Source organism: Parvularculales bacterium (assembly GCA_036881865.1).
Taxonomy (GTDB): domain Bacteria; phylum Pseudomonadota; class Alphaproteobacteria; order JAPOUT01; family JBAJNM01; genus JBAJNM01.
Genome location: JBAJNM010000074.1, coordinates 1 through 12,143 on the forward strand (window position 1 = coordinate 1; position 12,143 = coordinate 12,143).

At 56.8% G+C, this 12,143-nt stretch carries 10 protein-coding genes; 7 read left to right on the plus strand and 3 right to left on the minus strand.

Annotated features, from left to right (window positions below; genetic code table 11):
- The coding region (locus tag V6Z81_10555; GenBank protein ID MEG9862906.1) for an alpha-hydroxy acid oxidase at window positions 1-1,039 on the plus strand (1,039 nt) is incomplete at its 5' end.
- A 205-nt stretch (window positions 1,040-1,244) separates the two neighbouring features.
- On the opposite strand, the gene V6Z81_10560 is transcribed toward V6Z81_10555, so the two are convergent.
- Genes V6Z81_10560 through V6Z81_10570 form a run of 3 tightly spaced genes read right to left on the minus strand, consistent with a single transcriptional unit; the run spans window position 1,245 to window position 4,814 of the window.
- Complete coding sequence (locus tag V6Z81_10560; GenBank protein MEG9862907.1) at window positions 1,245-2,927, minus strand: ABC transporter ATP-binding protein; 1,683 nt, start codon at window positions 2,925-2,927, stop codon at window positions 1,245-1,247.
- Window positions 2,917-3,837 carry an ABC transporter permease gene (locus tag V6Z81_10565; protein ID MEG9862908.1) on the minus strand — a complete coding sequence of 307 codons (921 nt, stop codon included), beginning with the start codon at window positions 3,835-3,837 and terminating at the stop codon, window positions 2,917-2,919. The genes V6Z81_10560 and V6Z81_10565 overlap by 11 nt, the downstream gene beginning before the upstream one ends.
- Window positions 3,834-4,814 (minus strand): ABC transporter permease, encoded by a 981-nt coding sequence (locus V6Z81_10570; GenBank protein MEG9862909.1) that lies wholly within the window; start codon window positions 4,812-4,814, stop codon window positions 3,834-3,836. The genes V6Z81_10565 and V6Z81_10570 overlap by 4 nt, the downstream gene beginning before the upstream one ends.
- 172 nt (window positions 4,815-4,986) lie before the next feature.
- Between V6Z81_10570 and V6Z81_10575 the strand changes: the two genes are divergently transcribed.
- The 6 genes from V6Z81_10575 to V6Z81_10600 all read left to right on the plus strand — a co-directional run.
- Window positions 4,987-6,600, plus strand: coding sequence for an ABC transporter substrate-binding protein (locus tag V6Z81_10575; protein MEG9862910.1), 1,614 nt, complete (start codon window positions 4,987-4,989; stop codon window positions 6,598-6,600).
- A gap of 44 nt (window positions 6,601-6,644) precedes the next feature.
- On the plus strand, window positions 6,645-6,824 hold the full coding sequence (locus tag V6Z81_10580; GenBank protein ID MEG9862911.1) for a hypothetical protein: 180 nt from the start codon (window positions 6,645-6,647) through the stop codon (window positions 6,822-6,824).
- A 39-nt stretch (window positions 6,825-6,863) separates the two neighbouring features.
- Window positions 6,864-8,960 (plus strand): hydantoinase/oxoprolinase family protein, encoded by a 2,097-nt coding sequence (locus tag V6Z81_10585; GenBank protein ID MEG9862912.1) that lies wholly within the window; start codon window positions 6,864-6,866, stop codon window positions 8,958-8,960.
- Window positions 8,957-10,612: a hydantoinase B/oxoprolinase family protein gene (locus tag V6Z81_10590; protein ID MEG9862913.1), complete on the plus strand. Its 1,656-nt coding sequence runs from the start codon at window positions 8,957-8,959 to the stop codon at window positions 10,610-10,612. The genes V6Z81_10585 and V6Z81_10590 overlap by 4 nt, the downstream gene beginning before the upstream one ends.
- Entirely contained in the window at window positions 10,609-11,676 is a 1,068-nt protein-coding gene (locus V6Z81_10595) for a histidinol-phosphate transaminase (protein MEG9862914.1), read from the plus strand. The genes V6Z81_10590 and V6Z81_10595 overlap by 4 nt, the downstream gene beginning before the upstream one ends.
- Window positions 11,673-12,143: hypothetical protein (locus V6Z81_10600; GenBank protein MEG9862915.1), on the plus strand; the 471-nt coding region annotated here is incomplete at its 3' end. The genes V6Z81_10595 and V6Z81_10600, both read left to right, overlap by 4 nt.

Consider the following 12,143-nt stretch of genomic DNA (forward strand, 5'->3'; position numbering starts at 1 on the left):
AACCTACCGGCGAAACACACAAGCCTTTGATCACTGTGATCTGCTTCCATCCGTATTAGCCGGCGTCAAAGATGTGGACATGTCCGTTAAAGTGCTTGGACAGAAATTGAAAGTGCCTTTCTATTGCTCGCCGACGGCACTGCAGCGTCTGTTCCATCACCAAGGAGAGAGAGCCGTCGCTGCTGCTGCCGAAAAATACGGTACGATGTTCGGTGTTTCATCCGTCGGCACGGTCAGCTTAGAGGAGCTTCGGCGAAAGCATAAGAGCCCGCAGGTTTACCAGTTTTATTTTCACAAAGACCGCGGACTGAACAGAGCCATGATGCAGCGTGCCAAGGAGGCCGGCGTTGCAGTCATGCTGGTTACGGTAGACAGCATTGTCGGCGGTAACCGGGAACGTGACCTGCGCACCGGATTTACCATTCCGCTTCGTTTAACAATATCCGGTATGATGCAATTCCTTCTGAAGCCCGCATGGGGGTTCAATTATCTTACTCGCGAACGATTTCGATTACCGCAACTGGATGATCATATTGATATCAAGGGCGATGCGCGAACGATCGGCGGCTATATGAATGAAATGCTGGATCCCACAATGAATTGGGATGACATTGGTGAAATGGTGCAGGAATGGGGCGGTCAATTTTGCCTGAAAGGCATCATGACATCATCGGATGCCCGCAGGGCTGTCGATATCGGCTGCACCGGAGTTGTCTTGTCAAATCATGGCGGCCGGCAGCTTGACGGATCGCGTTCATCATTCGATCAACTTAAGGAAATCGTTGATGAAGTTGGAGATGAAATCGATGTGATCATGGATGGCGGTGTCCGGCGGGGGACCCATGTATTAAAGGCGCTTTCCCTTGGAGCCAAAGCTGTGGGTCTGGGCCGGTACTATCTTTTTCCCCTTGCAGCCGCCGGCAGACCCGGTGTTGAACGGGCTTTAAGCTTAATGCATGCAGAAGTGGAAAGGGCAATGAGACTTATGGGAAAAAGCTCAATCGATCAGCTTTCCCCGGATAATTTACGATTTCGGTAAAGCCATTTTTGGCTACGGAGCGGATTACAGCCCATTTCAATCGTGTGCACTGCATATTTCCTGCCGATGCAATAAATACGGCGTATCGAGAATGCTTCGTCCGCGCTATCGGTAAAACCTTGCGTGTCGAACTGGCGTAAGTTTGTCTTCATTCACGACTTCCGTGCCATGGCCAGGACATTACCGGATGAGCAACCTCAAGCTTTCAAGATGCAGTTTTCCCTTTTTTTGTAGCTTTTCTCCTTTGAGGTGCTTTACCCCTCTTAGAAGCAGGCTTTTTTCCTCCGGCAATGAGCTTGGTGAGCCAGTCCGGGTCCATTTTAGGCACCGAGCTGAGCAGGAGTTTGGTATAGTCCGGATAAGGCGGCGCAAGGATTTTGTCTTTTAGCCCCTGCTCCACGACCCGGCCATTCAGCATGACGACAATTTCATCCGAAATGGCTTCGACCGTTGCGATATCATGGGTGATGAAGAGGTACGAAATTCCATGCTCCTTCTGCAACCGCAGCAGCAGCTGCAAAATGCCTTCCTGCACGATCTGATCAAGCGCGGATGTTACTTCATCGCATATGATGACATCGGGGTCAGCTGCCAGCGCGCGGGCGATGCAAATCCGCTGCTTCTGGCCGCCGGATAATTCGCCCGGAAGCCGATCATAGAAATCCTCCGACAATTCGATTGATTCAAGAAGCTCAATGACCCGCGCTTCCTTCTCCTTGCCCCGCAAGCTGTGATAAAATTCAAGCGGCCGGCCAATGATCTCACCGACGGTCTGACGCGGATTCATTGCCGTATCGGCCATCTGGTAGATCATCTGGATCCGGCGCAACTGCTCGTGGCTGCGATCCTTGAGTTTTGCAGGCAACACTTCATCGTTAAAACTGACCTGCCCCTTGCCGGCTGGCAGCAGTCCGGTGATAACCCGCGCTGCCGTGGACTTACCCGAGCCGGATTCGCCAACGATCGAAACGGTCCGCCCGCGCGGCAAACGGATCGATACATCATCCAGAACCTTGATATCATTTCCGTATGCGGCATCAACGCCATCCATCTTCAGCACCACGTCATCTGAACTTTTAGCCTTTTTTTGCAGCAGTCGGACAGACCAGAGAGATTTGGTATAGTCCTCTTTGGGCTTGGCCAGCATCTTGCGCGTCTCAGCTTCCTCAACCTCTTCGCCATAGCGCAGCACTTTGATCCGGTCGGCCATCTGCGCGACCACCGCCAGATCATGCGTGATGTAAATCGCAGCAGTGTTGAAATCCTCGACGATCCTGCGCATGGCTGTCAGCACTTCAACCTGTGTTGTCACATCCAAAGCTGTAGTGGGTTCATCAAAAATAATCAGGTCGGGTCGGGGTGACATTGCCATTGCCGTCATGATCCGCTGCAGCTGCCCGCCGGATACCTGGTGCGGGAACCGGTCGCCAATCGTATCCGGATGGGGCAGCAAGAGCGAGGCAAAGAGCGCATGTGCATCCTTGCGGGCTTCGCTGGCCGGTTTTATGCCTTCGCGTACGGTCGAAGCCACGGTCTGATCAAGCAGCTTATGAGCCGGGTTAAACGATGCTGCGGCTGATTGCGCCACATAGGCAATCCGTGATCCCCAGAGATGCTGCAGCTCGCGATCATCCCTGCCCTGCAACTCCTCACCCTTGAAGATGATTGAGCCGCGGGTAATCCGGCAGCCGGGTTGCGCATACCCCATGGCGGCCTTGCCCAACGTGGATTTCCCGGCTCCACTTTCACCGATCAGCCCAAGCACTTCCCCGCGCCTGAGTGTCAGATTCACGCCTTTGATGATGGGATTCCATTTCTCATCCGCGAATCCTTCAATGTGGATGTCGCGCATCTCGAGCAAAATGTCACTCTTACTTTTACTCTTCATCGCGCAACCCACTCGTTTTATGCAGGAACCAGTCAACGACAAAGTTAACGGCGACAGTGATCAGGGCGATCAGGGAGGCGGGCAGCAGGGGCGTGATTCCTGCCTTGATGTCAAATTTTGCAAACTGGATTAAATTCGCCGTCTCGCGGACCATTGTACCCCAATCGGCTGTGGGCGGCTGTATGCCCACGCCAAGGAAACTGAGGGCGGCGATGGTAAGGAAAACAAAGCAAAAGCGAAGCCCAAATTCCGCCACCAGCGGGGGCATGATGTTTGGCAGAATTTCACGGCGCATCACCCATGGCAACTTCTCACCGCGTAGCGTAGCCGCCTCCACATATTCCATGACGGCAACGTTCACCGCGACGGCGCGGGTCAGCCGGAAGACACGCGTTGAATCCAGAACCGCAATGATCAGGATCAGAGAGATGGTCGATGCCCCGAAGATGGACAGCAGCATCAGCGCAAAAATCAAGCTAGGGATCGCCATGAAAACATCCACGCTGCGGCTGATGAGCTGGTCAAGCCAGTTGCGGGTGATCGCGGCAACAAGACCGAGCGCGCCGCCGATTAAAAATGCAAGCAGTGTTGTGATAAAAGCAATACCGATGGTGTTACGGGCACCGTAAATGAGCCTTGAGAGGATATCCCGTCCAATCTGGTCGGTCCCCACCCAGTGCTCCGCAGACCAGGGCGCATAGGGTGTCTTGAATATCTCGGCCTCGCCATAGGGCGCGAACAGTGGCGCGCCGATGGCCATCACAAGATAGAACAGGATAACGATCATGCCGAATATCGCTGTCGGCGGAGCTTTCTTCAGCTCGATCCACATGCGCTCCCGTCTGCTGCGGCGCACCCGGACGCGGCCGACTTCGGCCTTTGCTGAATATTTTTTGTGCGATGTGTTCATTTCGGATACAGGAGCCTCGGGTTGGTGATGATGCCGATAATGTCGGCGATAAGGTTCAGCATGATGTATGTGGCCGCAAAAATCAGTGCGCAGGCCTGAACAACGGGAATGTCGCGCGAGCTGACAGCATCCACCATCAACTGGCCGACACCGGGATAGACAAAGACCACCTCAACCACGACAACGCCGACAACCAGATAGGCAAGATTGAACGCAATCACGGTTGAAATGGGGGCCCAGGCATTGGGCAGCGCATGATACAGAATGACACGCCTTGCGCTTTCGCCTTTCAGGCGCGCCATCTCGATATATGGAGATGCCAGCAGGTTGATCAGCGATGCCCGCGTCATCCGCATCATATGCGCAACGATAACCATGGTCAGCGTCAGGGCCGGCAAAACGCATTTGGCGATGCGTTCGCCCAGCGGCATTCCCGGCTCGACATTAGCCAGCGAAGGCAGGATCGGCCAGAGTGTACCGAGCAGGAGGATCAGAATATAGGCAATGAAGAATTCGGGAAAGGAAATCGTTGTCAGCGTGGTGGCACTCGCCAGTTTGTCGTAGCGGGTATTGCGCCAAAGCGCAGTGGTGACACCGAGGAAAAGAGCCAGGGGTACCGCGATCAGGGCGGCCATACTCGCCAGAAACAATGTGTTCCACAGCCGCGGCGCAATAAGTTCGGCCACTGGGCGTGAACGGTCGTAGCCGGAACTAGCCCGCCCTGAGAATGATGTTCCGAGATCGCCGGTCGCCAGCGCACCCACCCAGTCGAAATAGCGCAGATAGGCAGGCTTATCGAGGCCGAGTTCGGCCCGGAATGCCGCAACCGCCTCTTCAGTCGCCGCTTGGCCCAGAACCGCCTGGCCAAAATCACCCGGCAGGAATTGAATCGATGAGAAGATGATGACGGAGACGACAAAAAGGGTCACCAGCCCAAGGAAAAGGCGTTTGAATATAGTCATCAGAACCGGAAGCATTTTCCTGGCAACCCTTTCCCATTCGAAGAAACTCAACGATTGTGCCGATTTTCACCGATTTTCACCATTTGACGAAATTGGCACGACCAAGTAACATCACTGGGAAAAGACTAGGCGATGACGGGTATGTTGTAAAGATACTCAGATCATTCGCTCAACACTGGAGGAAAAGATGAAAACAAATACACCCAAATCACTATTCCTGTCGTCTCAGATGCAAAAACTGAAGAGCGGACAGATTTCCCGCCGCGATTTCATGTCAGCGGCCCTGGCTACGGGTCTCACCGTTCCGGTGGCACTTGGCATGGCAGGTGAGGCCATGGCGATGACCCCCAAAAAAGGCGGCTCAATTGTTTTCGGATTTGGCAGCGGTTCAACAACGGATACGCTGGATCCGGCCACATATGAAGCAAACTTCAACACCAATTGCGGATATATGTGGGGCAACAATCTTGTCGAGGTGGACGAAACCGGAAACCTGATACCCGAACTGGCAACAGAGTTCTCATCCGATGACGCCAAAACATGGGTCTTCACCATCCGCAAGGGCGTCGAGTTTCATAACGGCAAGACCCTTACGCCCGATGATGTCGTTGCTTCCATCGAACACCATCGCAAAGAAGGGTCAAAGTCGGCCGTTGGCGGCACGTTGTCCCAAATCGGGTCGATACGAGCCGATGGCAATAACGTCGTCTTTGAGTTGAATGCGGCCAATGCCGATTTCCCCTTTGTCATATCGGATTACCATCTGCTCATCATGCCCTCGGAGGGCGGTGAAATTGTCGATCCGCAATCAGGTGTCGGTACCGGCGGTTACATCATCGATGTTTACGAGCCGGGCGTTCGCTTCAAGGGGCGCCGCAATCCGAACTACTTCAAATCCGATCGTGCCCATTTCGACGAGATCGAAGGCCTGGCCATTATCGACCCGAATGCACGCCAAACCGCACTTTTGAACGGATCAGTTCACGCCATCGACCGGGTCGACCCTAAAACAGTCGCTCTGCTTTCGCGTGCATCCAATGTCAAAATTGCCGAGAAGGCGTCTACTACGCATTACACGATGCCGATGCGGGTCGATGCGGCACCGTTTGACAATTACGACTTGCGGATGGCGCTGAAACTGTCGGTAAAGCGGCAGGAACTCGTTGACAAGATCCTGCTCGGTCACGGATCGCTTGGGAACGATCATCCCATTTCACCGGCAGACCGCTTTTTCGACGCCAGCTTGCCCCAGCGCGAGTATGACCCCGATCGTGCCGCCTCGCATTACAAGAAGTCCGGTCACAGCGGAACGATTATGCTGTCTTCATCGGATGCGGCATTTGCCGGCGCTGTCGATGCGGCCCAGCTGATAGCGGCATCTGCCCGTGAAGTCGGAATCGACATCGAAGTGGTTCGCGAGCCTTCCGATGGCTACTGGTCAAATGTCTGGAACAAGAAGCCCTGGTGCACCTGCTTCTGGTCCGGGCGTCCGACAGCAGACTGGTCGTTCTCCGCTGCCTACACCAACGATACCGAGTGGAACGATACTGCCTGGCGGACCGGCAAGGCTCCTGACCGGTTCAATGCGATCATCATTGAAGCGCGGGCCGAATTGGATGATAACAAGCGCCGCAAGCTCTATGCCGAAGCGACAATGCTGCTCCATGACGACGGTGGCGCGCTCATCCCGATGTTCGCGAACCACCTCATGGGCCTTTCCAAAACCATCTCCCACGGCGAGATCGCCGCTAACTGGGAATTGGATGGGGCCAAAGCGGCTGAACGCTGGTGGATCTCCTGATCGGAGCCCCCGTCTGAACCCGGCCCGCGTGCCGGGAGTTAACCGTGCCTGCAAGCGATGTGATCTGTCGCTTGCAGGCTATTTTTTTGATTTTTCTTGCCGCGCTGATTTGCTGGCTGTACATTATGAGCATGATGAAGTGCTGTATTCCAAAACGCCTTGATCGCCGCGCAACCGGCTGCGATCTCGTCCCCTGTACCAACCGCCAGAGCCCGCTGCTCTGACGGGCTGAATTTGCGACTTCGGATATTTCGGTATGAATCATGACAACTCAATCACTGCGCCTCGCCATCGACATTGGCGGCACCTTTACTGACACGGTTCTTGTCTCCGGTGAGGAGACGATAACTGCCTCGGCCAAAACCCTGACGACCCATCAAAACCCCGCCGATGGCGCCATGGAAGGCGCCATGCGCGTCATTGAACAGTCAGGGCAGAGTTTGGGCGATGTGACGGGTTTCATCCACGGAACAACGCTTGCGACTAACGCCCTGATCGAGCGGCGCGGTGCGGTTGTGGCGACTGTCACGACCGAGGGGTTTCGTGACATTCTGGAAATCGCTTACGAACGGCGCTATTCGCAATATGACATCAATCTCGAAAAACCTGATTTATTGGTTCCCCGTGAGCGGGCACTGACCGTACGCGAGCGAGTGTCGGCAGAGGGCAATGTTCTGATTGCCCTTGAAGACGCGGCGATTGACGCATTGCTCGCCGATATCGATGCGAGCGGTGCCGAGGCGATCGCAATCTGTCTGATGCATGCCTATGCCAATCCGTCGCATGAGCACAAATTGCGGGATCAACTGGCAGCAAAACGGCCCCATCTCAAAGTATCGATATCCTCCGGGGTCAGCCCCGAGGCGCGTGAATTCGACCGGCTCTGCACAACGGTTGCCAATGCCTATATCCAGCCGCTGATGGAGTCCTATCTGATGCGCCTGGTCGACCGGTTTACCGCCGAAGGCGTCGTCTGCCCGATCCTCATGATGACCGCAGGCGGCGGGATGTGCACGGTGCAGACTGCCGCCCGACTCCCCATAAGGCTGGTGGAGAGCGGACCCGCCGGCGGTGCCATTCTTGCAGCCCGCATCGCAGCCAAAGCAGGGATCAGTGACGTGCTATCCTTCGATATGGGCGGCACCACCGCCAAGCTCTGCCTGATCGACAATGCCAGCCCGCAGACCTCGCGCGAATTCGAAATCGCACGTGCGGCCCGCTTCATCAAGGGGTCGGGCATGCCCGTGCGGATTCCCGCCATAGAGATGATTGAAATCGGCGCCGGCGGCGGTTCAATCGCCGGTGTCGACCGGCTGGACCGCCTGATGGTGGGGCCTAAATCTGCCGGATCCGAACCCGGCCCGGTTGCATTTGGCAGGGGCGGCACCGAGCCGACAGTGACCGACAGTGACATCACACTGGGATATATCACACCGGAAACCTTTGCCGAGGGGCATATCAAAATCGACCCGGACGCATCGGAGGAGGCACTGGTGCGGGTGATCGGATCCCGGCTTGGAAGCGATGCGTCGGGGGCCGCCGATGGCATCAGCCGTATCGTCGATGAAAGCATGGCCAGTGCGGGCCGCATGCATGCTGTGGAATCGGGCAAGGATATCGGATCGCGGACAATGATTGCCTTTGGCGGAAACGGCCCTCTGCATGCGAGCCGCGTGGCCCGTTCGGCAGGCATTACCCGTATCGTGATCCCGCCAAATCCGGGCGTGGCCTCGGCTGTCGGCTTCCTGTACGCCCCGGTCAGCTTTGAGATCGTCAGGTCACGTTACTCACTGCTGGAGACGCTCAACTTCGGCGCGGTCAATGAGCTGTTCGATGATATGATCGCTGAAGCTGGCGGTGTGGTTGCCCGGGGTGCCGGTGATGCCCCGACCGGGATCAAGCGCACAGCCTTCATGCGTTATAACGGTCAGGGCCACGAGATCGAGATCACCCTGCCGGGGCGGGCTTTGATTGCGGATGATATCGGCCCGTTGACTGCAGCGTTTGAGGAGGAGTACCGCAAACAATTCTCCCGTCCCGTCCCGGGGATGCAAATCGAGATTCTGAACTGGTCGGTGCGCGTGGCAACCCGGAGCCCGGATATACCGGCGCTTCCCGCAACCCCGCCATTGAAGACCGCCACGCCGGCAGAAATGCGGCCCATCACATGTGATGTTGACGGCACGGCAAAGCAAGCAGGATTTTTTTCACGCTGCAGCCTCAAACCCGGCGACCGGGTGCAGGGCCCGGCATTGATTACAGAGCCTCAGACCACTACGCTGGTCTCTGCCGACTTCTCGGCGCATGTGGATGCCATTGGAAATCTTGTCCTGGTTCGGAACCAGAAAGGAGACGCATGATGACTACAGATATGCCTCTCGCCCGGCTGCAAGTGATGTGGAATCGCCTTCTGGCCGTGGTTGAGGAACAGGGCCAGACTCTGATCAGGGCCGCTTTCAGCCCGATCGTACGGGAATGTGGCGATATTTCCGCAGGAATTTTTGATATCAACGGGCGCCTGCTGGCGCAGGCCGTCACCGGCACGCCGGGCCATATCAATACGATGGCTGAAGCGGCGCAGTATCTGCGCTGTGCTTTCCCGACACAGAGTATGAAGCCGGGGGATATCTACATGACCAACGACCCCTGGCTTGCTTCGGGGCACCTGAACGATTTCCTGCTGATGATGCCGGTGTTCAAAGACGGCAAAGCTGTGGGTTTCACCTGCTGCACATCGCATCTGGTCGATCTTGGCGGCCTCGGCATGGGCCCGGAAGGTTCAGACATCTATGACGAGGGGCTGCTGATTCCACCCTGCAAGCTTGTGGAGGAAGGCGAGCCGAATGCTCTTCTGATGGATATCGTCCGCGCAAACTCCCGCGAGCCGATAGCAAATGAAGGTGACATTTATGCCCTGATCGCCTGCTGTGAGTCCGGGGCGAGGCGGCTGACCGATATGATGGAGGAATTCGGCATCAATGATCTGGCCCCTCTTGCTGACTACATCATCAACACGTCACGGCGCGGCACGCTTGAGGCAATCGCTGAGGTGCCGGAAGGAATTTACAAAAACGTCCTCAGAGTAGACGGATATGAGAACGAGCTTGAACTGCATGCCGCCCTGACCGTGTCCAAAACGGGCATGCATGTGGATTTCACGGGAACATCGGGATGCTCGAAAAAGGGTATCAACGTACCTCTTAACTATGCCACGGCATATACGGTTTTTGCACTGCGCTGCATTGTCGGCCCGGACATCCCGAACAATGCGGGATCGCTGGAACCCTTCACAGCAGACGGCCCCAGAGACTGTATCCTGAACGCACAGCGCCCGGCACCTGTTGCCATGCGGCACACGCTCGGACAAATGACACCGGATCTGGTGCTGGGCTGCCTTCATCAGGCGTTGCCGGATCAGGTTCCGGCGGAAGGCGCAAGCTGCATGTTCGACCTTCCAATGCGGCATGCGCCTGAGGTTGCCCGGGAAGGCGGGCGGGAATTTGCGATCGAACTGGTCCATAACGGCGGCACGGGCGCCCGCCCTCATTCGGACGGGTTGTCGGCAACAGCCTACCCGTCTGGCGTGTTCGGATCCCAGGTTGAGATCACTGAGAGTGTTGCACCGGTGATTATCTGGCGGCGTGAGTTGCGTCCGGATTCAGGCGGTGCCGGCAAGTATCGCGGCGGCATGGGCCAGCGGATCGAAATGACTTCGGCGAACGGTGCGCCATTCATAATATTCCTGTCGGTTGAACGGATAAAGTTTCCGGCCCTTGGCCGGATGGGAGGACATCCGGGGGCAGCAGGGCGCATCCGCTTCCGTGACGGCGCCGGCGACATACCCGGAAAGGGGGAGTTGCGGGTTGAAGAGGATGACTACCTGATTTTCGAAACACCCGGGGGCGGCGGTTTTGGCGATCCCGCTGACCGGGACCGCAGGGCGCTATCGCTGGATGTAAAACGCGGGCTGGTGAGCCAAGAGGGTGCCAGACTCTATGGAGACGCCCCGTGATCCGCCCGGTACCGCATATTGGCGCGATGAGCGCCTATGCACTCGCCGACCTTGGCGATAAAGGCACGGTCTCCCTCGCGCAGAACGAAAGCGCATTTTCTGCAAGCCCCGCTGCGATCGCAGCCGGCAGGGCGGCACTCGATAAGATACCGCTTTATCCTGATCCGGAATGGACGGATTTGCGCGCCGCGGTTGCGGATATGCATGGACTGGATCCTGCCAGGGTGCTCTGCGGCGCCGGGTCGATGGAACTGATCGGTTGCCTGATCCGCGCCTTCGCCGGGTCGGGTGACCGGGTCTTGGGGACCGATTACGGCTATGCCTTTGTTGCATCAGTTTCAGCGCAGGTGCAGGCGGATTATGTCAAAGCCCGTGAGCGGGACCTGACCGTCTCGGTCGAAGACATACTCGCAGCCTTCACGCCTGAAACCCGAATCGTTTTTGTCTGCAATCCGGGTAATCCAACCGGCACGCTGATCCCAAACGGCGAAATCCTGCGCCTGCGCGATGGCCTGCCCCGGAATGTACTGCTCGTCATCGATCAGGCCTATGGGGAATTTGCCGATACCGAAAATGATCCGGGCGAGATATTCGCAATTGTCGAACGCGGCGACACCGTCGTGACACGCACCTTCTCGAAAGCTTACTGCCTCGCCGGGGCACGGGCGGGCTGGGGTTATTTCCCGCCCGAGGTCGGCGGTGAGGTCCGCAAGATCCTGAACCCCAACAACATATCGGCCGTCTCCCAGGCGATGGCGGCAGCGGCAATCCGGGATCAGGCGCATATGAAAACCGTGGTAGAAAAAACAGTGGCCATCCGTGATGGATTCGCCGAACAATGCCGCGCCCTCGGCCTTGAAGTGCCGCAAAGCCATACCAATTTTGTGCTGATCCGTTTTTCCTCAGCGGAGCAGGCACAAGCGGCAGATGCGGCGCTGCGGGGGCAGAATCTCATGATGCGCGGCATGGGCGGCTACGGGCTTGAAGATTGCCTGCGTGCCACGATCTGCAGTCAGGAGGTCATGGACCGCGTTCTGGCTGCCCTGAAAGGAGTCCTTCAATGAGAGATGAAACACGCACCCGTGCCAAAATCGGCGTTCTTGTACCCTTCACCAACACCAATCTCGAAGCTGACATGATGCTGATGCGCTGTCCGGACACCACGGTGCATTTCCAGCGCATGGGCGGCTATGACGCTGATGAAATCCCGGGCTCGGACCAGATGGCAGGGCTCGGAGCATCGGACATATCCCATGATCTGCGGATGATTTCCGGCATACGGCCGGACGCTGTTCTATACGGCTGTACTTCGGCAACACTGACCCATGGATCGTCCTTTGACACCGATCTGGCTGAAAAAATAAAGGCCGGGTCTGGTGCACTGTCCTTTACGGCAGCCGGCTCCCTTATCGCCGCCATCCAGACGCTCAACGCCACCGGCGTGGGATTCTCATCCCCCTATCTGGGTGAGGTAAACGTCCAGGCGATGGCATTTATGGCCGATAACGGAATCGATACGGTCAAATGCGCT

Bases quoted from the DNA above. Each gene is read 5' to 3' on its own strand.
- V6Z81_10575 (MEG9862910.1), top strand. From the start codon at position 4,987: ATGAAAACAAATACACCCAAATCACTATTCCTGTCGTCTCAGATGCAA.
- V6Z81_10590 (MEG9862913.1), top strand. From the start codon at position 8,957: ATGATGACTACAGATATGCCTCTCGCCCGGCTGCAAGTGATGTGGAAT.
- V6Z81_10560 (MEG9862907.1), bottom strand. From the start codon at position 2,927: ATGAAGAGTAAAAGTAAGAGTGACATTTTGCTCGAGATGCGCGACATC.
- V6Z81_10585 (MEG9862912.1), top strand. From the start codon at position 6,864: ATGACAACTCAATCACTGCGCCTCGCCATCGACATTGGCGGCACCTTT.
- V6Z81_10570 (MEG9862909.1), bottom strand. From the start codon at position 4,814: ATGCTTCCGGTTCTGATGACTATATTCAAACGCCTTTTCCTTGGGCTG.
- V6Z81_10565 (MEG9862908.1), bottom strand. From the start codon at position 3,837: ATGAACACATCGCACAAAAAATATTCAGCAAAGGCCGAAGTCGGCCGC.